The 23,569-nt window shown below is 38.4% G+C and carries 19 protein-coding genes, 1 tRNA gene, 1 rRNA gene and 1 riboswitch; of the genes, 13 read left to right on the forward strand and 8 right to left on the reverse strand.

The window, feature by feature from the left end; genetic code table 11:
- The first annotated feature begins 19 nt into the window (after positions 1–19).
- From EPA86_RS04565 to hemL, 4 genes are all read left to right on the forward strand, one after another.
- The gene (locus EPA86_RS04565; protein WP_140602231.1) at positions 20–1,795 is read left to right on the forward strand and encodes a chloride channel protein; all 1,776 of its coding nucleotides are present in this window, start codon (positions 20–22) and stop codon (positions 1,793–1,795) included.
- Complete coding sequence (gene hemJ, locus EPA86_RS04570; RefSeq protein ID WP_140602232.1) at positions 1,795–2,238, forward strand: protoporphyrinogen oxidase HemJ; 444 nt, start codon at positions 1,795–1,797, stop codon at positions 2,236–2,238. Before EPA86_RS04565 ends, hemJ begins: the two co-directional genes overlap by 1 nt.
- Before the next feature lie 530 nt (positions 2,239–2,768).
- Positions 2,769–3,782 (forward strand): aspartate carbamoyltransferase, encoded by a 1,014-nt coding sequence (locus EPA86_RS04575; protein WP_140602233.1) that lies wholly within the window; start codon positions 2,769–2,771, stop codon positions 3,780–3,782.
- Between the two features lie 51 nt (positions 3,783–3,833).
- Positions 3,834–5,117, forward strand: a complete 1,284-nt coding sequence (gene hemL / locus EPA86_RS04580) for a glutamate-1-semialdehyde 2,1-aminomutase (RefSeq protein WP_140602234.1) — start codon at positions 3,834–3,836, stop codon at positions 5,115–5,117.
- Between the two features lie 95 nt (positions 5,118–5,212).
- On the opposite strand, the gene EPA86_RS04585 is transcribed toward hemL, so the two are convergent.
- Both EPA86_RS04585 and moeA read right to left on the reverse strand, forming a co-directional pair.
- Entirely contained in the window at positions 5,213–5,602 is a 390-nt protein-coding gene (locus EPA86_RS04585; protein ID WP_140602235.1) for a hypothetical protein, read from the reverse strand.
- 65 nt (positions 5,603–5,667) lie between these two features.
- Positions 5,668–6,900: a molybdopterin molybdotransferase MoeA gene (gene moeA / locus EPA86_RS04590; protein WP_140602236.1), complete on the reverse strand. Its 1,233-nt coding sequence runs from the start codon at positions 6,898–6,900 to the stop codon at positions 5,668–5,670.
- Positions 6,901–7,057: 157 nt separating this feature from the next.
- Positions 7,058–7,217: riboswitch (molybdenum cofactor riboswitch) on the forward strand.
- On the opposite strand from moeA, the gene moaA reads away from it, so the two are divergent.
- From moaA to EPA86_RS04625, 7 genes are all read left to right on the forward strand, one after another.
- On the forward strand, positions 7,204–8,175 hold the full coding sequence (gene moaA, locus EPA86_RS04595) for a GTP 3',8-cyclase MoaA (protein ID WP_140602237.1): 972 nt from the start codon (positions 7,204–7,206) through the stop codon (positions 8,173–8,175). (Overlaps the previous riboswitch by 14 nt.)
- Before the next feature lie 4 nt (positions 8,176–8,179).
- On the forward strand, positions 8,180–8,848 hold the full coding sequence (gene mobA, locus EPA86_RS04600) for a molybdenum cofactor guanylyltransferase (RefSeq protein ID WP_140602238.1): 669 nt from the start codon (positions 8,180–8,182) through the stop codon (positions 8,846–8,848).
- A 15-nt stretch (positions 8,849–8,863) separates the two neighbouring features.
- Entirely contained in the window at positions 8,864–9,406 is a 543-nt protein-coding gene (gene moaB / locus EPA86_RS04605) for a molybdenum cofactor biosynthesis protein B (protein WP_140602239.1), read from the forward strand.
- Positions 9,406–9,903 carry a cyclic pyranopterin monophosphate synthase MoaC gene (gene moaC / locus EPA86_RS04610; RefSeq protein ID WP_140602240.1) on the forward strand — a complete coding sequence of 166 codons (498 nt, stop codon included), beginning with the start codon at positions 9,406–9,408 and terminating at the stop codon, positions 9,901–9,903. The genes moaB and moaC overlap by 1 nt, the downstream gene beginning before the upstream one ends.
- Positions 9,904–9,929: 26 nt before the next feature.
- Positions 9,930–10,178, forward strand: a complete 249-nt coding sequence (gene moaD, locus EPA86_RS04615; RefSeq protein WP_140602241.1) for a molybdopterin converting factor subunit 1 — start codon at positions 9,930–9,932, stop codon at positions 10,176–10,178.
- Between the two features lie 94 nt (positions 10,179–10,272).
- Positions 10,273–10,728, forward strand: a complete 456-nt coding sequence (gene moaE / locus EPA86_RS04620; protein WP_140602242.1) for a molybdopterin synthase catalytic subunit MoaE — start codon at positions 10,273–10,275, stop codon at positions 10,726–10,728.
- 41 nt (positions 10,729–10,769) lie between these two features.
- Positions 10,770–11,519: a HesA/MoeB/ThiF family protein gene (locus EPA86_RS04625; protein ID WP_140602243.1), complete on the forward strand. Its 750-nt coding sequence runs from the start codon at positions 10,770–10,772 to the stop codon at positions 11,517–11,519.
- Between the two features lie 28 nt (positions 11,520–11,547).
- Here EPA86_RS04625 and EPA86_RS04630 read toward each other — a convergent pair whose 3' ends face one another.
- Positions 11,548–12,090, reverse strand: coding sequence for a DUF1285 domain-containing protein (locus tag EPA86_RS04630; protein ID WP_140602244.1), 543 nt, complete (start codon positions 12,088–12,090; stop codon positions 11,548–11,550).
- Between the two features lie 314 nt (positions 12,091–12,404).
- Here EPA86_RS04630 and EPA86_RS04635 point away from each other — a divergent pair.
- Positions 12,405–12,480, forward strand: a tRNA-His gene (locus tag EPA86_RS04635).
- 232 nt (positions 12,481–12,712) lie between these two features.
- On the opposite strand, the gene EPA86_RS04640 is transcribed toward EPA86_RS04635, so the two are convergent.
- Positions 12,713–14,392, reverse strand: coding sequence for an alkaline phosphatase (locus EPA86_RS04640; RefSeq protein ID WP_140602245.1), 1,680 nt, complete (start codon positions 14,390–14,392; stop codon positions 12,713–12,715).
- Between the two features lie 813 nt (positions 14,393–15,205).
- On the opposite strand from EPA86_RS04640, the gene EPA86_RS04645 reads away from it, so the two are divergent.
- On the forward strand, positions 15,206–19,390 hold the full coding sequence (locus EPA86_RS04645) for a hybrid sensor histidine kinase/response regulator (RefSeq protein WP_140602246.1): 4,185 nt from the start codon (positions 15,206–15,208) through the stop codon (positions 19,388–19,390).
- Between the two features lie 144 nt (positions 19,391–19,534).
- On the opposite strand, the gene EPA86_RS04650 is transcribed toward EPA86_RS04645, so the two are convergent.
- The 4 genes from EPA86_RS04650 to rrf form a co-directional block, all read right to left on the reverse strand.
- Entirely contained in the window at positions 19,535–21,007 is a 1,473-nt protein-coding gene (locus tag EPA86_RS04650; protein ID WP_140602247.1) for an NAD-dependent succinate-semialdehyde dehydrogenase, read from the reverse strand.
- Between the two features lie 57 nt (positions 21,008–21,064).
- A complete protein-coding gene (locus tag EPA86_RS04655) occupies positions 21,065–21,727 on the reverse strand; it encodes a TorF family putative porin (RefSeq protein WP_140602248.1) in 663 nt (220 codons plus the stop codon).
- Positions 21,728–21,922: 195 nt separating this feature from the next.
- On the reverse strand, positions 21,923–22,738 hold the full coding sequence (locus tag EPA86_RS04660; protein ID WP_140602249.1) for a crotonase/enoyl-CoA hydratase family protein: 816 nt from the start codon (positions 22,736–22,738) through the stop codon (positions 21,923–21,925).
- Positions 22,739–23,286: 548 nt separating this feature from the next.
- A 5S ribosomal RNA gene (gene rrf / locus EPA86_RS04665) occupies positions 23,287–23,401 on the reverse strand.
- Positions 23,402–23,569 lie beyond the last annotated feature (168 nt).

Here is a 23,569-nt window from a genome sequence, read left to right on the forward strand (position 1 = left end):
GACTTACTTAGGCCAATTAATGATTTCAATCCCAGCAATCAGAAAGCACTTAGCCTTACCCAAAACATCTTGGCAAATTTGCTTATTAGCCATCGTTGGGGGAGCTGCCTCTGCATTATTGGTAGTGTTATTTATCTTAACAATTGAAGAAATTCAGCAATTATACCTAGTAAAACGCGATAACTATAACAGCTTAGATTCCATAAGTCGTTTCGATTTACCGATTATTGGTGCGATTATTATATTAACCATTGGTTGGTTAACAGGATACAAATACCTAAGAACAGGTATCGCTTTTGTCTTACACCGCTTAAAAGTAGCCCACGGCGTCATGCCATTTAAAAATACCCTAAACCAATTTTTTGGTAGTGCCATTGCCTTAGCTTCTGGTTTTTCTGTAGGCCGTGAGGGACCCGCAGTTCATTTGGGTGCAGCCTGTAGTAGTTATTTAGGCCACTTACTCAAGCTACCCTACAATAGCATAAGAACCTTATGTGCATGTGGTATTGCGGCAGGTATTGCGGCAACATTTAATACCCCAATAGCCGCGGTTATTTTTGTCATGGAAGTCATCATGCGCGAATATAAAATTCATATATTTATTCCGGTGATGTTAGCCGCAATTGTCGGTTCGTTAATTACTCAAACGATTTTTGGTACCTCACATCATTTTGAATACTTTTCAACGATAACTTTAGGTCACGGGCAATACTTCTTCTTAATCATTCTTGGTATATTCCTTGGCATACTCGCCGCATTATTTAACAAGTCTTTAGTCACTTTAATAAAGCGTAGTGCAACAATGCATATTATCCCACGCCTAATGTTAGCCGCTTTTATTACCGGAAGTTTAGGCTATCTTGTACCTGGTGCTATGGGAACAGGATCAAGTGCTATCGATTTCTCATTAGAACATCATTGGCAAATAAGTTTATTATTAAGCTTACTTATAGCTAAGCTGCTAATGACTATTTCTGCCCTTGGTTTAGGCATTCCTGGCGGCATTGTTGGTCCTGTTATCGGTATTGGTGCAATCACTGGCGCTTGCGCAGGAGCCATTGTTATGCAAATCATTCCAGGAGAAAACCTAGCTAGTGATTATATTTTAATGGGAATGGCCGGTTTTATGGCAGCCACATTAAATGCACCATTGGCAGCATTGTTAGCTGTGGTGGAGCTGACTAGTCAATTAGAAATTATTGTACCGGCCATGATAGTTATCACAGTAGCGAGCGTCATTTCAAAACAAGTCTTTGAAAATCGCTCTATCTTTACCATGCAACTTGATGTACAAAATTTAATTTATCATAAACCCCCAATAGAAGAAGCATTACAAAAAATAGGCGTACTCGCCATCATGAAAGATAAGTACAAACTATTTGAAAATGCCACACAAAGAAGCCTAGCGGGTGAAATAGTCAGCACACCGCAAGACACCTTAATTATCAATAAGGTGATATCGAACAAAGAAAGTGAAGCAGATATTACCTATTATTGGGCTGAATTTAATGCTGCTGTACCTTTAGTGAATATTCTTGAGCACCAGGAAAATCCTATTACTCAACCCGAAATACCTGAACACTATGAACAAGCTGAATATCAAGTAGCAGAAAAAATGCAATTACATCAATTATTGCCTTTGTCTAGCCAAGCAACACTTGCCGAAGCATACCTTGCGTTAGTGCAGCAGCGTAAAGGTGGTGTATATATTTATCAAAAAGATCATAATGACTTTATCGGCATCGTGACCTTTGAACAAATTCGTTATTATCTCGTTGAAGGAAAATTAATTTAATGAGCAGTTTTTTATTAAGTAATGTTTTATGGTTAAAAGCATTTCATGTGATTTTTATGGTGGCATGGTTTGCTGGTATCTTTTATTTACCGCGCTTATTTGTTAATCATGCAGAAACTCAATCAAAAGAAGTGTCAGAGCAATTAAAAGGCATGGAAAGGCGCTTACTGCTTTTTGTTACTCCTTTTGCACTTTTCACGCTTATTCTAGGTGTTGCCATCATAATGGCTTACGGTAGTGCTTGGTTTGTAGCAGCAACTTGGTTGCATATAAAACTCACCTTAGTGATTATTTTGTTTATCTATCATGGCTACTGTTTCAAGCTGGTTAAAATCTTCCAACAAGATAAAAACACTCGCTCAGGCAAGTTTTATCGTATCTTTAATGAAGTCCCCGTATTGATATTATTTGCCGTAATCATTCTTGCTTATGTAAAGCCATAACTTTTTAAAAAATACTATGCTACCTCTTTATTGTGGATACTTAATTTTTCAACTGTCATTAGTCTTTGGCTTATTTTACAAAGTAAATATCTCCGCTTCTGCGGTATTCTTTTCGATTATTGTATTCATCGTTTGGACTTTTATCCCCACATTAGGTTATACCGCAGCCAAGTGGTTTTTACATAAAAAACCGAATTATATTGAGCCTTCTGCCAAAGTACTTTTTTTGACAGGCTTGATTATAGGCTTGGCTGAACAAGCATGGTTTTACTTTAATATTTCTATTAGAGAGCAAAGTAATCTCAGCACATTTATTGTTTTTATCTTATTTTTCTTGGCCGCTTTTATTACTACTCCTAACATTTCAGTCAAGAAAAATAACGATTTCAAGCAATCTCACTCAACTAACAGTTAACCACCCCTGCTTTAAATATGTAAACAAACTTGTATAGTCGTTCTCAATTTTTGGCATTTATGCTATATTCTGGCAAATTTTTTAGGATGATATACATTCTCTTAGGCTAGAAAAGATGATGAAATTTCAAGGCAGTCATATCCTGTCAGTATCTCAATTTGATCGCGAAGCGATTGCAAAAATCCTACAAGTATCAGCTCAAATGGCGCCTTATGCCTCACGTCAAAAACGCTGTAATGTACTTGAGGGAGCAATATTAAGTAATTTATTCTTCGAACCAAGTACGCGTACCCGCGTAAGTTTTGGCACAGCATTTAACTTATTAGGTGGCTTTGTCAGAGAAACCGTTGGTCAAGAAAACTCTTCATTAAGTAAAGGTGAATCTTTATTTGATACCGCACAGGTGATCAGTGGCTACTCAGATGTTATTGCAATGCGTCACCCTAAAATGCACTCAGTCGGTGAGTTTGCCCAAGGTAGTACCGTACCAGTGATTAACGGCGGTGATGGTGCCAATGAACACCCAACCCAAGCCCTTTTAGATTTATTTACTATCCAATCTGAAATGATGCACTTCAATAAAGGTCTTGATGACTTGAATATTGTGCTCATGGGGGATTTAAAACACGGTAGAACAGTACATTCATTATCAAAACTTATCAGTTTATATAACAATGTTAAAATCACTATGGTTTCGCCAAAAGCATTGCAAATGCCAGATAGTGTTATTTCAACATTATCTGATGCGGGCCATGAAGTGATCATTACCGATAAAATGGCAGGCAATTTACAAGCTGACGTAATTTACCAAACACGAATTCAACAAGAACGTTTTGCTAGCAAAGATGAAGCCGATTTATACCGTGGACACTTTAGTTTAAATAAAAGTGTTTATCAGCAATATTGCAAAGACAATACCGTGATCATGCATCCGCTACCTCGCGACTCTCGCCCAGAGGCAAATGAGTTAGATGCCGACTTAAATGAACTAGATAATTTAGCTATTTTCAGACAAGCCCAAAATGGGGTTTTAGTGAGAATGGCGTTATTTGCTTTAACTTTAGGTGTTGAAGATCAATTAACTCAATATGAAATGCCAGTAAACTGGTATACAAATAAAAATGGTTAATGAAAAACAGACCATACACTCATTTTACTTTAGATAATCAAGAAGCAAATTATGAACAAATCTGAACAATTATTTGCCCAAGCGCAAAAAACTATCCCTGGTGGTGTTAACTCACCAGTACGTGCATTTAATGGTGTAGGCGGCAGCCCGTGCTTTATTAAACGTGCTGAAGGTGCCTATGTTTATGATGCAGACGATAAAGCCTACATCGATTATGTTGGCTCTTGGGGGCCTATGATTTTAGGACATAACCACCCAGCTATTCTTGATGCCGTTGTAAAAACAGCGCAAAACGGTTTAAGTTTCGGTGCACCGACTGAACTAGAGATCACCATGGCTGAAAAAGTCAAAGAACTTGTACCATCAATGGAATCATTACGTATGGTAAGTTCAGGTACTGAAGCAACCATGAGTGCCATTCGCCTAGCACGTGGTTATACCGGACGCGATAAAATATTAAAGTTTGAAGGTTGTTACCATGGTCATGCTGACTCTTTATTAGTAAAAGCCGGCTCAGGTGCATTGACTATGGGTGTACCAAATTCTCCAGGTATTCCTGCTGATTTTGCCAAACACACTCTAACAGTAAGTTACAACAATTTAGATGAAGTAAAAGAAATTTTCTCTAAATATGCTGATGAAATTGCTTGTATTATTGTAGAACCAGTAGCAGGTAACATGAACTGTATTCCGCCAGTTGAAGGCTTCCTTGAAGGTTTACGCGCAATTTGTGACGAATATAAAAGCGTATTAATTTTAGATGAAGTTATGACAGGCTTTCGTGTGGCACTAGGTGGCGCTCAAGCCCATTACAACATTACTCCAGACTTAACCACACTAGGTAAAGTCATTGGTGGCGGTATGCCAGTTGGCGCTTTTGGTGGTAAACAAGAAATCATGGATTTCATCGCACCTGTTGGTCCGGTCTACCAAGCAGGTACATTATCAGGTAACCCAATTGCTATGGCTGCCGGTTTAGCCTCACTAAATGAGTTATCTCAAGGTGATAAGCACGCACAATTAAGCGCTGCCACTGAAAAATTAGCGATGGGATTAAAAGCCGCAGCTGAAAGAAATGGCGTTAGCTTAAACATTAATTACGTTGGCGCCATGTACGGTATTTTCTTTACCGAAGAAGAGCAGCCAATTACTACATACGCACAAGCCACCGCATGTGATACTGAGAAGTTTAAAAAATTCTTCCACTTAATGTTAGATGAAGGGGTTTACTTAGCTCCTTCAGCATTTGAAGCCGGCTTTTTGTCAACAGCGCATACAGATGACATTATTGAAAAAACATTAGCAGCTGCAGATAAGTGTTTCGCACAGCTGTAAACTCGTTAAATTCAATTTAATTAAAAAAGCCGTTCACACATAAGTGTAAACGGCTTTTTATTAACTTATTAATAGACTTAATTTACTCAATAGCACTAGCTAGCTTGCTTGAGTTCTTCTTCTAACCAATTAACACCTTCTTGCCAGCCCAGTTCAAGTCCAGAATAAAACCTAACATTCCAACCATCGACTTGCCTTAAATTAGCGACCTCAGAGGCTTTTTTCTCTGCAGTTTCATTGTAATAAACCACGGCAATCGCTTTTAGTTTCTCATGAGATCCTATTGATAATTTTGCCTCAAAAGAATAATCATATGGATTAATTTTATTAACGAGTAAGGCAAACTCATGCTGAAATATTTGGCCTAAAAAAGCCTCATATTCTTCTACCATCTCCATGGAAACTATTACGCCAGCGTCTACAATAACTTCTGCAATGTTAGGATTAATTAATTTTACAGAAGCGAAACTTAATCTATGCTCCATAAACACGACTCTCCTAGTACAACATTTACATCATTCATTGTGAACTATAGCCCACCAGAAAAAATCTACAAATAATTATCGAACATTTGTACAGTTACATAGTCATTCTTGCTCACGCTAGCTTGTTCACTCTCTAGCACAATAAAACAATTCGCTTGCGCTAAACTAGATAAAATACCTGAACCTTGTGACCCCGTAGAAGCAACAACCGTTTCACCTTGTTCATTCACTGAAAGTACGCCTCGCTGGAAATCCATACGACCAGGCGACTTTCGTAAATCGCTAGTGGTTTTCACGCGTAAAGTTGTACGCTTTAATGGTTCGGCATTTTGCATTTTTGTTAAAGCAACTAAAGCTAGCTGGTGAAAGGTCACTAAGGCAGAAACAGGATTACCCGGTAAGCCAAAAAATACGCTATTCGCGAGTTTACCAAAAGCAAACGGTTTACCTGGCTTCATGGCAATTTTCCAAAAACCAATTTCACCTAATTCATCTAAAACAGTTTTAGTATAATCTGCATCACCCACTGACACCCCACCTGAAGAAATAACCGCGTCCGCTTGTTTATCTGCATCAATGAAGGCGGCCTTAATCGCCGAAAGATCATCTTTAATAATGCCAAAATTAATCACATTAACATGGAGTTTTTCTAACATTGCGGATAACACGAAACTGTTACTTTCGTAGATATCACCTTCAGTTAATGCTTGTCCTGGTAACTTCAATTCATCACCTGTCGCAATTAAGGCAACATTAAGTTTACGAAATACTTTAACAGTAGGGACACCTAAAGAGGCTAAAACACCAATGTCCACAGGTGTTACTCGATGGCCTTGCTTGAGTACCTGCTGATTTTTTTGAATATCTTCACCAGCTTTTCTAACATGCGAGCCAAACTTTTTCTCTTGCAGAAAACGAATATGTTCACCTTCTGCTTGGCAGTTCTCTTGCATTTCAACACTGTCACAACAATCAGGCATTTTCGCCCCAGTCATAATACGAATACATTGACCAGCTTCGCATTTACCGGTGAAAGGCGCACCAGCCATTGAACGCCCAACAAGCGTTAATGTGGAAGACTGCTCTAAACTTGAATGAGAAAAAGCATATCCATCCATGGCCGAGTTATCGTGTGGCGGCACATTAATTGGGCTGAGTACATCACTCGCTAATACATAACCTAACGCCTGCTCTACAGGTAAATCTAATACATCGGTCACCGGCGTAATTTGAGCTAACATTTTAGTAAGCGCCTGTTCAAAAGGTAATAAACCTGGTGCTGAACAACAATCAGACATAAAAACTCTCACTTATTCTGTAAATTTCATCATTGGCGCTAGTATGCTTAATTGCCCTGATATTGCATAGAGTAAATGCTAATTTTCTTTGATAAGGATCAAGGTTTTCAGCAACAAAAGAAATATCATTTTTTGATAAAACTGATATATACTTACCACATAGAATTTACACCGAGCTTTTATCGCTAACCTAGTTAACTTCACTATTTATTTAACTAGCACGTCATAAAAGCCGTAAGCAATTCGTTGTTTACCAGGGTTAACAAGGAAACGCGTTAGCCTCCCGTTATTTGGAAAGGTGACATGTTAACAGACAATTATGGCCGTAGGTTTAGCTACCTTCGCCTCTCAATTACCGATGTTTGCAATTTTCGTTGCAATTATTGTTTGCCTGATGGTTATGAATGTAATCAGCCGCGCGACTTCCTTTCTCTTGATGAAATCAAGCGTATTACCCATGGCTTTGCCCAATTAGGTACAGAAAAAATACGTATTACAGGTGGTGAACCTGCTTTGCGCAAAGACTTACCTGAAATAATATCAATCTGTAAAAATACTCAAGGCATTAAGAAAGTTGCCTTAACATCAAACGGTTTTAAGTTACCAGAGCACCTTCCACAGTGGCTTGATGCTGGAATTGACGCCATAAATATTAGTATTGATAGTTTAGACCCTAGGCAATTTCTCGCCATAACAGGCCACGATAAATTAGCAACCATCCTTAAAGGTATTGATATGGCGCTAGCTGACGGCAGCACTGATATCAAAGTAAATACGGTGTTAATGCGCCAATATAGCGGTAAAGACATACAATCTTACTTAGATTGGTTAAAAGATACGCCTGTTACTTTGCGCTTTATTGAATTAATGCAAACAGGCGATAACCAAGAGTTTTTCAATGCGCAACATGTACAAGGCTCAAGAATTAAGCAAAACCTCATTTTAGATGGCTGGTTACCCGTTATTCAAAATAAATCTGCAGGCCCTGCACAAGAATTTTATCACCCAGACTACCAAGGAAAAATTGGTTTGATCATGCCTTACTCTAAGGATTTCTGTAATAGCTGCAACCGTTTAAGAGTAAGCTCTAGTGGGAAATTGCATCTTTGTTTATTTGGTGAAGAAGGCTTGTCGTTAAGAGAACAATTGCAAAGTGATGACTTAGCGCCATTACAAGCAAAAATTCTTTCACTGCTAACTGATAAAAAAGCAACCCACTTTCTACACGAAAAATTAACCGGGGCCACAAAGCATCTAGCGATGTTGGGCGGTTAAGTAGATGACTTCATGTTTAGGGGTGGTTTTAGCGGGCGGTTTGTCCTCTCGCATGGGTGAAGATAAGTCTAAGCTGTTACGTAAAAATCAAGAAAGCATGCTCAACTTTTCTTGTCAGCTACTTCGTGATTCAGGGCTATCTGATGTGGTCATTAGTGGTGATGAGTATCAAATTCCCGACGCCATTAAGCAATCAGGCCCTGTGGGTGGTATTTACAGTGTGCTGTATTATTTAAATCAACAGCAGATGAAGCAACCTGACAGTTTCTTAATAATCCCCGTTGATTTACCGTTAATGACAGCCTCTGCATTAACTTCATTAAGGCTTGCAGGAGAGTTAAAGCAACAAGCAACATTCTTTACTGATAGCCAAAATAAGCAGCACAATATTCCATTGTTTTTACCCAACAATGCTTTTTTAACGCTGTTTATTGAAAAAAGCTTTAACGGAAAAACTTTAATTGCTCAAGATAATAAACACTTAAACCATCAAGCGAAAAAGAAAAACAACCACAAGCAAGCACCTTCGATACGGGCTTTATTAAAAAATATGCCACATCAAAGCGTAGCACTCACCTCAACGGGTGAAGCAAATAACATTTTATTTAATAGTAATACCCCCCAAGATTGGCAGCTAGCGCAGCAGCAATTTGCCAACATGGGTACTTTATAATCAAAGGAAAAACTTATGTCTGCACATGGCGGTAAATCATTCATCCCTTTAAATATTGCCGTGCTTACGGTTTCTGATACACGTACCGAAGCAAATGACACATCTGGCCAAGCACTTGTTGAACGTTTAACTGCTGCAGGTCACAACTTAGCCGACAAAGCGATTGTTATTGATGACGTGTATCAACTGCGTGCCATGGTATCTAAGTGGATAGCTGATGAAAATATTCACGCGATTATTTCAACAGGCGGCACCGGCTTTACCGTTCGTGATAATACTCCTGAAGCGCTAATGCCATTATTCGATAAAGCTGTTGAAGGATTTGGTGAAGTTTTTCGTCACGTATCCTTAGGTGAAATAGGCACCTCAACAATTCAATCACGCGCGTTTGGCGGCATAGCGAATAAAACGGTAGTACTCTGTGTACCTGGTTCAACTAATGCGTGTAAAACGGCTTGGGATAAAGTCATTAAAGAGCAACTTGATGCCAGCCACAGACCTTGCAATTTTGTGCCGCACCTTAACATCACTGCTGAACAATGTGAGAGCAGAAGCTAATGACGACAACAAACCAAGCAGCTGAACTTAGTCATTTAAACCAACACGGTGAAGCCAATATGGTTGATGTGACAGAAAAAGCTATGACATCACGCACAGCAACAGCACAAGGCTTTATCAGTATGAATAATGAAACCTTTGAGCTGATCACCACAGGTAAGCACAAAAAAGGTGATGTTTTTGCTGTAGCTCGTATTGCCGGTATTCAAGCTGCTAAAAAGTGCAGTGACTTAATTCCTTTATGTCACCCTCTAATGCTCAGTAAAGTACAAGTAGACTTCACGACTGACTCAGAAAACAAACAGGTGAAAGTAACAAGTTTATGTCGACTTACCGGACAAACAGGTGTTGAAATGGAAGCACTAACAGCTGTAAGCGTTGCTTGTCTGACCTTATTTGATATGTGTAAAGCTGCTGATCCTGCAATGGAGATTCATGGTATTAAAGTTTTAACAAAAGAAGGTGGCAAGTCAGGTCAATGGCAAGCAAGTAGCTAAACACTGATTAACACTTAGGAGCTCCTATGATTAACGTTGTATTTTTTGCCGCTTTACGAGAGCAGTTAGATTGTGACTCACTCACCCTTGAAAGTCATGAGTTGAGTACTGTTGCTGATATTATTAAACAATTAAGTGCCAGAAGTGAGCAATGGCAACAAACACTTAACAACGCGTCGTTACTTTCTGCGGTAAATCACGACATGGTTGATAAATCTCATCCCGTAAAAGCGGGTGATGAAGTGGCCTTCTTTCCCCCTGTTACTGGTGGTTAATAAAGTACGCTAAGTGGTGAATTACCTAGTCGTTAATGACTTAGTTAATCACCACTGCATAGGCAAAAAAGATAAATTAAAGATTGAGTGAACCATGACTAGTGAAATTTCCATCCAACATCAAGACTTTGCACTCGCAGACGAAGTAGCCCTGCTTGAACAAGATAATGCTACCGATGGTGCAGTAGTTACTTTTACGGGTCGCGTACGCAATAACAATAACGACACTGAGGTGAGCACTTTAACCTTAGAACACTACCCCGGCATGACAGAAAAGTCGCTTGCCAAAATCATTGCAACAGCTAAAGAGCGTTGGGATATTGGCCGAGTAAAAGTTATTCACCGCATAGGTGCATTAAAGGTTGGCGAACAAATTGTTTTTGTTGGTGTCACTAGTAAACATCGAAAAGACGCCTTTGCTGCCAATGAATTCATCATGGATTACCTAAAAGTACAAGCGCCCTTTTGGAAAAAAGAACAAAGTGATAAAGGTGAACAATGGTTGGATGCCAAGCACAGTGACGAAGCTAAAGCTCAGCAATGGTCCTAATGTTCTCTTTGATGGAAAAACATAAATAAGGTAAATCCCCCGTGTTAACAACGCAAGAACAACTCAAATATTCACGTCAAATTATGATGAAGAAAATTGGTGAGTCGGGTCAATTAGCCTTACGCAATGCCAAGGTACTTATTTTAGGTGTAGGCGGCTTAGGCAACCCTGCCAGTTTATATTTAGCGGCTGCTGGAGTTGGCACCTTATATATTGCTGATGGCGATACCATAGAGCCATCAAACCTACCTAGACAAATTCTTTTTTCTGAAAACAATGTAGAAGAAAATAAAGCAGAATGTGCAGCAGAAAAGCTCAGCGAACAATACCCAGACACCATTATTGAAGCCATAGATGACATGCTCGATGAAGAGCTATGTGATTACTATTTACCTATGGTTGATGTGGTGCTTGATTGCTCAGACAATATTCAAACACGCTACATGATCAACCAAGCCTGCATTCAACACAAAACGCCACTGATTGTTGGCGCTGCAACAGGGTTTGATGGTCAGCAACTCACTATAGATCCTCGTGATGAGCATAGTGCCTGTTACCAATGTTTATTCCCAGCCAGTGAAAAGGCGCCAGCCAATAATTGCCAAACCATTGGTATTATTGGCCCTATATTAGCAATGATCGCCGGCATGCAAGCGCTGCAAACAATAAAACTACTGACCAATAATAAAGTACAAGTGAATCAATTAAATATGCTTGATGGGTTGTCGAATCAGTGGCAACAGTTCTCCATGAAAAAGCAAGCTAATTGCCCAGTATGCGGAAGTCGCTAAGTTTTTTAGCTGAATTCACCTAAAATATTTACGCTATTTTCCCTAAGGAAAATTGACATCCTGCACTGGTAAACATCAATTCAACCCCTTGTGCAGTTTTTTGCTCTGTCGCCAAATCTATCCACTGATAATAGACATTACGATGCACCTTAGCGGTTAAGTTACGCCTAACAACTACGTATAAACTGCCATCATCACCACATTCCATAGGGTGTTCACTGTTCAAGATAAAACGATCTCCAACATTGGTCTCAACAACCATTACTTGCTCATTATCTTGCCAATGCCAGTGCGTTAACACAAAAGGAGCATCCTCAACACGTATTTTCATTTTTTCAACAGGTGTAATGAGAAAGTAATCATCATTGCTTTGAGTTTGCTCCCTGATAAGGACTGATGATAATAACTTGACCAACGGCATACGTTTAAATGCACTTCCTTCATGATACCAATCACCATTGCGCTTTATTTCAATATCAATATCACCACAATCACTAGGATTCCATGATTCAACAGGCGGTAACGATTGTTGATGTTTATTTAATTCAGCTGAGAGTTTTTCAAGTGACATAAGCGACCTTAATATGAGAACTAGCTTCCAGTATAAATTAAAGGCAAAAAAAGAAAAAAGTAATAACGTATTAAACAAACAAAAAATCGCTCAGACTAGTCTTTAAAAAGGCACGGTTGAAGAAAACAAAATGCTCAAATTATCAAGTTCAAGCTATTTTCATCAATACTTTTTTCAACAAAGAAGAGTTTTTTAATGGATTTTACAAAATTCACGGAAAAAGCTTAACTTTTCCTTGTCAAATGTGAGTGAAATGCAATACAATCCCCGCGCTGATAATTCACAGCGCACTCGTACAACAGTACACCTCAGTGGTGGCTATAGCTCAGTTGGTAGAGCCCCGGATTGTGATTCCGGTTGTCGTGGGTTCAAGTCCCATTAGCCACCCCATTTTTTCTTGCATTTAAAATCAATACCTGCTGGCAATTCATCACTACAGCCTGAAATTTCTGATGAACAGTCCTGTGTATATTCTGTAAATGCATCAAGCACCGTTAGTGCTATTTTTAACGCTAAAAATCCAATAATGCATATTACATCTTTGGAATGATGAACCTCTTGTAAAAAGCCCTGTAAACTTTGTCGCTGGGCTTTATATTTCTCTTAGTTCACTACTTACATACTACTCAGGCAATAATGCACTCATCATCTTATTCGCAATATCAACATGATGTTGCATAGTTGAGAATTGCTGTGTCAGCCCTTGCGGGCCATAAACATAAACTGGCACAGGCGCTGCAGTGTGGGTTCCTGTCCCCCAAACTACGTTTTGATCTGCTGACAATGCACGACCTATTAAGTTAGCGTGCAGCTCATCTCCGTAAACAAAGAACTCTTTAAAGTCGTTAATTTTCGGGAACTCGGTGGCGCTTAGATATTTATGGCCGTCAACATGATATTCATTCGCTTCACGTTCGGTGATCGCAGTACCTTGCTCATCACTGATCTTAAAGTCACTGTGAGCATTAACAGCGTCAGCCCATTCAGAGCCTAGTGTATTGGTAAAATCCCAATCGCCATTAACTTGGTTCATCATGTCGTAAAATGTACCGGTTTGCGCATATAAACGGTCAAGATTATGCAATGAGCCAAAATTGAAATTCGGCTTATATTCAAGACCTTGCATGCCATTACCTTCTAATACTTTTCCTGCTGGTAGATCTTTGCGGGTGTAACTGAAACCAAAGCTGCCAGTTTCATGATCAGCAGTAACTACCACTAACGTATCATTACGATCTTTTACCCATTCATAAACTGCATCTACCGCTTCATCAAACTTTAGGAGTTCATGTAACATCCATCCTGCATCGTTTACATGGCCAGCCCAGTCAATTTGTCCACCTTCAATCATCAAGAAAAAGCCATCTTCATCTTGCGATAATACATCCAATGCTTTTAGGGTCATATCACGTAATGATGGTTGGCTACAGCTGTTATCTGCTTTACAGGCAGTGTAGGCAATACCGTCTTCCATACCTGAATTAGCAAATAAGCCTAAGATTTTTTCGCCAGTTACGTTATCTAGTTGTGTGCCATCAAATACAAGGTTATAGCCATGCACTTCTTTCGCTTCAACAATTAAGTTACGGTCATCACTACGTTTCGATTTTTTATAGACGCTAGTTGGCGCACCTAGATCAGCCATTAGTTGGCGACTCTCATTATTAGTTTTAATATCTGAAGGTAAAAATACTCGTGCACCACCTGATAACATGACATCAACCATACCGGTTGAAATTAACTCTTCTGCAATGGCGGGCTCAAGTGAACGGTGTGGTTGATGTGAGGCAAAGGCGGCTGGTGTTGCATGAGTAATGCGGGTATCTGACACTAACCCTGTTGCTTTACCCGCTCTTTTTGCTTTTTCTAAAATGGTTTCAACAATATTACCTTGTTCATCAAGACCAACCATTTCAGAGCCTGCTGCAACGCCTGTAGCTAACTGTGAGGCTGAACAAGCAGAATCGACCACTAAGCTACCGTTAGCACCAAAAGGCGCATTCAACGATAAACCTAACTGGCCTGCATGGCCCAGTTTAGTTAACGCGGTCTGGTTATTCATCTCATTGTATATCGAGTTTGGCGCACGACGGGCATACTCTTCAAGCAAGCCGACTTGCTGAGCCCCCATGCCATCGCCAATCATTAAAATAACATTTTTTACTTGGGTAATAGGCGCTGGTGCGACTTCAACTTCCTTCACTACTTCCACTTCTTTGATGACTTCGATGGTGTCGTCGTCATTACACCCCATTAATAGTGTGCTTGAAATAGCTAAAACTAATAGTGATTTTTTTAACATATTTTTATCTCATAAAGTAAATGCTTAGTAATGCGCAATACAATATGAGTTATTTGTGACGAAAATAATTCACTAATAATAAACTAATGTGACAATATGACTACGCCTCAAAAGCTTACAAAAATAATTCAGCTTTTTATTAGTTTGAAGCCATTCGGTATGTAGCTACTTTACCCTTTATGAGCTTCAACATTCCATACGCTAATTAAAGCAATAAAACATCGAAACCATAAACTAGTCCTGTACTTATTCTGTGCTGATGGAGCTTGCAAAAGAAATTTGAATGCAAGCAAAGACTAGATTTTTATACATTACTCGATGATATAGCTTCAAGGGCTACAGCTGAAACTTATCAAGTCGTTGAAGAAATTAACAAATGGCTGAATAAACAAAATTTAATCGCAAAGGCATTTTGAATGCACAGCCTTATACAACAAGAACTAAATGATTTATACGTGCCCTATAAAAAAGATCAAAAGTTAAAACGTTTCGTGAACTTGAAACTGCAGCTCAATGGTTAAAATCTCAATCTCCCCCCTTAATTAAATCATACGCTATTAGGCAGTATAAAATGTCTCTTTATAAACACTTATTTACTGTAGCACCACAACCCAATATGATAATTTTATTGAGTTATAGTTTTAACTATAAGTACTTATTACTGATTATAAACTTAGCTATCATACTAAACACTATGTAATCTGCTCAAATCACTACATTGTTAAAAATAGATTTACGCTGTTAAATAAACTAAAGTTATAAAATAATTAGCTTTTCCAATACCTCAGAGAATTACAATATTATATAGGTTTTATGCTCATTAATTTACTAAGTTATCTTCGTCTTACTTGTATAGTTACCTTAGTTTTAGGGGCTATTACTCCAGCTCATTGTAATGAATCCCCTTCAAGGTTAAACAATAAATATTTAATTAAAAAACTCACCGCAGAAGACGGGTTTGTCTCATCTGAAATCTATTCAATTATTCAAGATACTCAGGGGTTACTTTGGTTTGGTACCGCTGAAAACGGTGTTATGCGTTACGATGGAAGAAAAGTAACCCTTTTTGAATTCGATAGCTTAACCCCAGGCGGTTTGTCACATAACGATGCTGGCAACTTGATGCTAGACCAAAATGGAAAAATATGGATCGGTACTTGGGGTGGTGGCGCTAATCTATATGACCCTGCAACAGGTCATTTTGAAAATTTTATTCATGATCCTCTACGCAAAGATTCTATCGCATCTAACCGCATTCAATCCCTATTTCATGATCAAGAAGGAACGGTTTGGCTAGGCTCTTATGACAAAGGTTTAAGTAAATATCTTGGTAATAACCGTTTTAAGCTCATAGATAAGATTGAAGGCGATGCTTCAAGCCTGTCTCACAGTAGGATATGGGATATTAAAGATCACGATAGTAACAACTTATGGATTGCAACGAGCTATGGCCTTAATTTATTCGATAAAAACAAGCAAACTTTTACGCATTTTTTTCCTCAACCGGAGAACAAAACCCCAACGGGAGCTAATGAGATTAGAAGTATTTTAATAACCTCCCAGGGAAAGTTTTATGTAGCAACTCAGCAAGGTCCATATTTGTTTGAAATGCAATCCGGTACGTTTACTAGAGTAACTTCACCGTTTGATAATAACTTAGGTCAAGTTAATTCTATGATCGAAGACCAAACAGGTGATATATGGTTTGTGACGACTAAAGGAGTATTTCGTCAATCTAGCTCTACCAACGAAATTGAAAAGTTAGATTTTGAGCATAACAATGGGCTAAGAATCATTTTTGAAGATAATACCGGAACAAAATGGATTACTAGCGAAGTTCACGGAATATACAAACTGATGCCGCGTGGTCGTTTTAAATCAATTAATAGCACAGAATTAATTGCGCCAAACGGCCTTGCTACCGACGCGAATGGGGATATTTTCATTGTATCTTCACTTTCAGAGTTATTTACCTGGAAAGTGGCGTCTCAGCAATTAGAAAAACTCTCTCTACCTATTTTTAGTGCTGGCAATGGTTACACTAATAATGGCATCACAGAGCGCCCAATTATCTTACCCGATAACAATAAAAACCTATGGATTGCTCAAGATGAAGGTTTAGCTAAATATAATATTGAAACTAAACAGTTAGAATTGTTCACTTACCCTAAAACAGACCAACACTTCAGAAAGTTCAGAGATTTTCGCGCACTAAGTTTAGATCACAAAAATAGGTTATGGATTGGTACCTATAAAAATGGTGTATACCTCTATGACATAGCGACTAAAACGTTTGCTCATTTAGATAATACCGTTAAGTTATCCCACCCTGAAATACTTGAAATTTTTAGGGACAAAAAGGACAACATGTGGATTGGCACAGGTGATGGGGTCCATCTCTGGCAAGAAGCTAAGCAACAGCTAATTTCATTTAAAAGTGACAGCAATCAAGAGGGCAGTTTATTAGGAAATATAGTTCAAGACATACACCAAGCGAACAACGACGATATTTGGATAGCTACGCAAAAAGGCTTAAATTTATTCTTACCTGAATCAAAGACATTCAAACATTTTAATGTAAAAGATGGTCTTCCTACTTCGTTAATACGTGCTATTGCAAATGACAGTAATGGCGACATCTGGCTAACAACCAACAAAGGCGTTTCAAAGTTAGAACCATTATCAGGAGAAGTGACCAACTACGGAAATGAAAATGGCTCTCTAGGTTTGAACTACTACCCAAGCAGCTTAGTCAGAGGTGTTAATGACACCCTATTTACCAGTAGCCAAAGAGGTATAGAATTTTTTAATCTTGCTTCGTTAGAGACCGTAAACAGTGAGCCGAATATAGTATTAACTGGCTTTAGTAAAATGGGCCAGTCAGTAAAACTTGAAAGGCCATATTCTTACGTAACAGATATTGAGCTCTCTTATCTTGATTACTTTTTTTCATTCGAGTTTTCCGTGCTTGATTTTATTTCCCCGAACAGGAACCAATACGCCTATAAGCTTGAAGGCTATGATGACAATTGGATTGAAATAGGTAATCGAAACTCAGCCTCTTTTACCAACTTAGACGGTGGTTCATATCGATTTTTAGTAAAAGCGACTAATGGTCGTGGTGAATGGGGTGAGAAATTACTTTCCATTAACTTACATGTTTCTCCTTCTCCTTGGGGGACTTGGTGGGCATATTCACTTTATAGTTTGATTGTTGTTCTGTTTATTTTCTTAGCCATTTATTTGCGTACACGCTTACAACAATCAGAAATAAAGCGACAAAAGCAATTTGTATTCGCCCTCGAACAACAAGTTTCTGAAAAAACAGCATCATTAAATGCCCAAGCCGCTGATCTCACAGAAGCATTAAAAAAAGCAGAAGAAGCTACCCGATTAAAATCTGAGTTTTTAGCCAATATGAGCCATGAAATAAGAACCCCTATGAATGGTGTATTAGGTATGCTTAATTTACTCAAAAGCAGTGAACTCACTTCAGAGCAAGAACACAGAATAAATATAGCAAATTCTAGCGCTAACTCGTTACTAACAATAATCAATGACATTCTAGACTTCTCTAAAATTGAAGCCGGTAGACTCGAGCTTGAATACATAGATTTTGATTTACGCAATTTATTGGGTAATTTTGCCGAATCTATCGCGCTATCAGCACAGATAAAAGGCGTTGAAATTATCCTCGACTTAACTGATATTCAGTTATCATCGATAAAGTCTGATCCAGGTAGAATACGCCAAATACTCACTAATATTGTTAGTAATGCGATTAAATTTACCGAACAAGGTGAGATAGCGATTCTAGCTAAACTTGAACCGACCGAGCAGAATGATATCTATGTTTTTACCTGTAAAATTCAAGATACTGGCATTGGAATTCCTGAAGAAAAGATTCAATCTCTTTTTGGTGTATTTAGTCAGGTAGACGCTTCTACAACTCGCAAATATGGCGGTACAGGCTTAGGGCTAAGTATCACCAAAAAGTTATGTAAATTACTCAATGGTGATGTCACTGTTACCAGTGAAGTAGGTAAAGGTAGCTGTTTTGAAATCACTTGCCTCGTTGAAAAAAGTCTGTCGGCGAAAGATATTGTTCCACCCATAAATTGTGCAAATAGTAATGTTTTAATTGTCGCTGAGAATCAGTCAAATAGGGGCGCATTACGCAGGCAGCTTGAAAGCTGGGGAATAACAGTCACTGAGGCGGATAGCGGTGAGCAAGCTTTGAATTACTGTTATGAATCTTTTAATTCTGATGAAGGCTCTTTCTTTGATATTGCATTAATTGATTTCAATATGACAAATATGAATGGCGAAGCTTTGGTGAAAAGTATTCGAGCAAATGAAAGTTATAAAGCGATGAAACTCGTGATGATGACATCAATGGATGAGCAAATAGATCTTAAGCACTTATCAGCAATTGGAGCCAATACTTCTTTTTACAAACCAGCAACAACCAATGATTTAGTTAATGCATTATCTGTTATGCATATTGTTTCTGAGTCACCATCAACTGACCACTCAACCAAGAAACAACAGATAAAGAGTAAAATAGCTGTCATCGAGGATATTATAAACTGGCCAGAGTCTACCCGTATATTACTTGTCGAAGATAATAGGGTAAATCAAATGGTCGCTTTGAGTGTGCTAAAAAATATCAACTTAACAGCGGATGTGGCAGTTAACGGTATTGAAGCATTAAAAGCACTCAAAAATGCAACGAGCAAGCCTTTCACCGTTGTTATCATGGATTGTCAAATGCCTGAAATGGATGGCTATGAAGCAACTAAAAAAATAAGAGATGGCGATGCAGGGGAAGTGAATAAAAACATCCATATCATTGCGATGACCGCAAATGCGATGCAAGGAGACAAAGAAAAATGTCTTAATGCGGGCATGAATGATTATCTCACCAAACCTATCAACCCCAAAAGTTTACTCAAAAAACTAAGAGCTTGGTTAGGTCAAGATATTAACATACCTTAATCAGTATCTTATCTGTAGTATTGGCTATCGCTGAGTTGTAAGGCTTTACAGTGTGATTTCAGTTGCTGTAGATTCAATCCTATTAGCCACCCCATCTTTTCTGGCTTTAGTGTCAACTCCGTATTTAACGCAAGTACCTTGAATTTATGAGTTCAAGCCACCCATACATAAGTATTTAATATCTAAATAATCATCTAAACCATACTTTGAACCTTCACGTCCGTAGCCTGATTGCTTCATGCCTCCAAAAGGTGCAGCAGTATTAGAAATGATGCCTTCATTGATTCCTATCATGCCGTACTGCAACTTAGTTGCAACTCGCCAAATCCGTCCAATATCTCTCGTATAGAAGTAAGCTGCTAGCCCATATTCTGTCTCATTAGCCATTGTAATTACGTCTTCTTCATTTTCAAATGCAATGATAGGTGAGACAGGGCCAAATATTTCATTTTTAGCAATCGGCATGTCAGTTGAAACTTGTGATAAAACTGTCGGCTGATAGAAATTATCACCCGCTTTATCCCTCTTGCCACCAAGTAGTAACTTAGCCCCAAGAGCAATTGAATCTTTAACCATTTTATCTACTGCATTAACAGCATCGCTAGAAATTAGAGGACCAACTATCACTCCTTCGTCTAAACCATTACCAATTGTTAATTCTTTAACCGCTAATAAGTACTTTTGGGTAAATTGGGCTAATACTTTTTTCTGCACGAAAATCCGATTGGTACATACGCAAGTTTGCCCTGCATTACGATATTTTGATTGCACAGCTCCTAGCACTGACGCATCAATATCTGCATCATCAAAAACAATAAAAGGTGCATTGCCTCCTAGCTCCATTGACACTTTTTTAACCGTAGTTGCACATTGACTAATTAGCTTTTTTCCCACATCAGTAGAACCCGTAAAAGTAAACTTTGCTACATCAGAATGCTGCGTAAGAACTTTCCCCATAGCTGAAGCATCAGTCCCAACAACAACATTAAATACACCGGGCGGTATGCCAGCGCGATCAGCCAATTCCGCCAACGCTAATGCAGATAGTGGTGTTTGGATAGCTGGACGTACAACAAATGTGCAACCAGCTGCTAGAGCTGCAGCAGCTTTTCTTGCAATCATTGCGTTAGGGAAATTCCATGGAGTTATCGCTGTAACAAGACCTACAGGCTCTTTTATAACAATAATTCGTTTATCATTTGATGGAGCAGGAATAATATCTCCATATATTCGTTTCCCTTCTTCGGCAAACCACTCTATAAACGACGCGCCATAAGCAATTTCACCTTTAGCTTCATTTATAGGTTTTCCTTGCTCTTGTGTTAATAAATTTGCCAAGTCATCTTGATGTTCCATCACCAAATTAAACCATTTTCGTAATAATTCTGCTCGGTGTAGCGCTGTCATCGATGACCACGCAACCATTGCGGCTTTAGCATGCTTTATTGCTAATTCAGTTTCATTAACCCCGTGATTACTCACAGTTGCTATTTGATCTCCATTTGCAGGATTAATTACCGCCACATGATTTTCTGATTCTAACCACTGTCCATTAACATAAGATAAAGTTTTAGCTAATTGTTTGTCTTTTAATTCTATAGACTGCGTATGTTGCATATTGAGCTCAAAGATTCATACTATAAATGAATGCATCATACTGCTATTTAAAGAGAGTTAAAAGCTGCGAGATACACCTATTACAAAACGAAGATCTGCATTATCATCATTTGAAATATCAGTATTAATCACAGCAGCACTAAAGTCGAAGTCATAAAACGTTTTAGCCAATGTTGCACTGTAATCAATATACTCAATATCTTCAAAGGCATCTCCAAAAGAATAACCCGCTTGAAAGGTCAGAACATATTCTTTTGGAAATGCGATATCATACGCACCACCGATGTATTGTGCTGCATCACCAGAATTAGCATAGTCACCGGTATAAGCCAAACTCACAGTAAAGACATCGATATAACCATTAAATACAAATTCCCCATAATTCGAATCATCACTGCTGCTGTAGCCAATATATGTATAATAGGTATAAGAAAAGTCATAAGAGAAGGTATCATTCACTTCTCCTAAGTAACCAATGAAATAATCTACTTCAGCATCTGCATCATCACCAAAGTCCACATTAGATGCCCAAATACCGACGAACAAGCCACTTTCGTGCCCATAATCTATTCCAGCCTGCACAGCTGGAGAGCTATCCGTTTGACTTACTCCTCGAAACACATAGTCAGAAGTTATAGTACCATTTATACTAATGTCAGCATTTGCTAAAGGGGCTACTATAAATAGAATTACCATAAGAAAACTATAAACTTTACTCATACACCTACTCTCTTATTCGGCTTCATATTAAACCTGATATTATTGATATGATTATGTAAAGCATAGACCACACTATACAAACTACAAAGGTGTAGCAGCTTTAGCTTAATAAACTAAAGAATCACTTACTGGTAATTTCTATTAGCCCGACCTGTTTCACTATCAATTTAATACTAAACTGTAATAAGTAAATGCTTACCAACGCATTCTGCTCTTAAAAGGTTTTTGCTTCTCATGAGTTTGATTATGGGCTTTTATTCTTGCATTTTTACCCATTAGTACTTTTATCTGATAGAAACTTTCTCTTAATAGCGCTAACCCAGCACTGCCCCACCAACTCTTATTGTATAAACGTTTTGCCGCTCCAATAGCATCTGGTGAAAGCGGCATAAATGATTCAGCTAACTCGTGAGCAAATTTTACAGCATCATCTTTTACGTATGTAACCAGCCCATAACCTAGCGCTTCTTCACCTGTGACTATTTTGCCAGTCATAGCAAGCTCTTTAACATGATCAAGACGAACAAGCTCCCTTAAAGGAAGTGTACCTCCCATGTCAGGAATCAAACCCCATCGCGCTTCCATGATAGATATAGATGCATCAGGTGTAGCAATACGAAAATCAGCACCAAGTGCTATTTGTAAACCTCCTCCCCAATTTCTGCCATGCATAACAGCAATTACTGGTACTGGAATATCGCGCCAACCCGTTGAAACATACTGAGCCAAATTTGATTGCCAAGGTAGCCACTTAAATAAGAGTTTCAATGGTGCAGTTTTTGATCCCATAACAGCTTTAACATCTAATCCTGAGCAGAAGTCATCACCTTGCCCAGATACCACTACAGCTCTTATGGTTTTATCTTTTTTTAGATATCGTATCGCGCTGCGTATTCCATAAAACATCTTCATATCAAGTGCATTATGTTTAGAACCTCGAGTCAATATGACATGAGCAATCTTGTCGATTACTGATATTTCTACTCTATTTGAAAAGTTTATATTACTCATGTGTTCTCCGTTAAACAGGTAAGACCAGATAGTAACCAATCTTTATTCATGAGTCGATAGCAAATACAGATACCTTACTTATACATAATATTTGTATGGTGATTTAACGGTTGATATTTAAAGATTTAGTAAGCTTTGGAAATGTTCAATGAGGAGCATTAAAAACCAAATTCATATAAGACCTCTGTTATTACTAGAACTTTACGTTAATGCTATTGCAATGTTCTACTTATCAATTTGCAATTTAACTAAAAGGGAGTTCCTTAATAGTGCTATGTGGTGAACCAATAGCGGAAAACAAAAAAACGTTCCTCTGTAACGGTTTTTCTTTAATTAGTGCTTAGCAGTGTCTTACTCTCATATAAAGACATAAACACCCACACGCTATCAACCTCGCGATAAACACAGTTAACTACTGCTAATCTTAGGCGTTGAGAATGACGAGTTGAGAATGGGATGAGGTGAAGTGAACTTTGCCCAGTTGAAAACATCGAAACCTGAAAAGCAAAAACCCCGACTCTTTCGAATCGGGGTTTTCTTAATTAGGAGCTTAGCAATGTCCTACTCTCACATGGGAACTCCCACACTACCATCGGCGCTAACACATTTCACTTCTGAGTTCGGAATGGGATCAGGTGGTTCTATGTCGCTATTGTCGCTAAGCAAAAAACGTACAACCTCCACGGATGGAGGAAGTGTCTAAGTTTGTCAGGAACAAACTAGACCAATCTCGGAAATTTGATATAAATCTTATCTTATTCAATCACAAAGTGCGTGACATTACTGTTTGTCAGTCTTCATACAAACCACTTAGGTGTTGTATGGTTAAGC

The sequence above is a fragment of the Litorilituus lipolyticus genome (assembly GCF_006439335.1).
Classification (GTDB): domain Bacteria; phylum Pseudomonadota; class Gammaproteobacteria; order Enterobacterales; family Alteromonadaceae; genus Colwellia; species Colwellia lipolytica.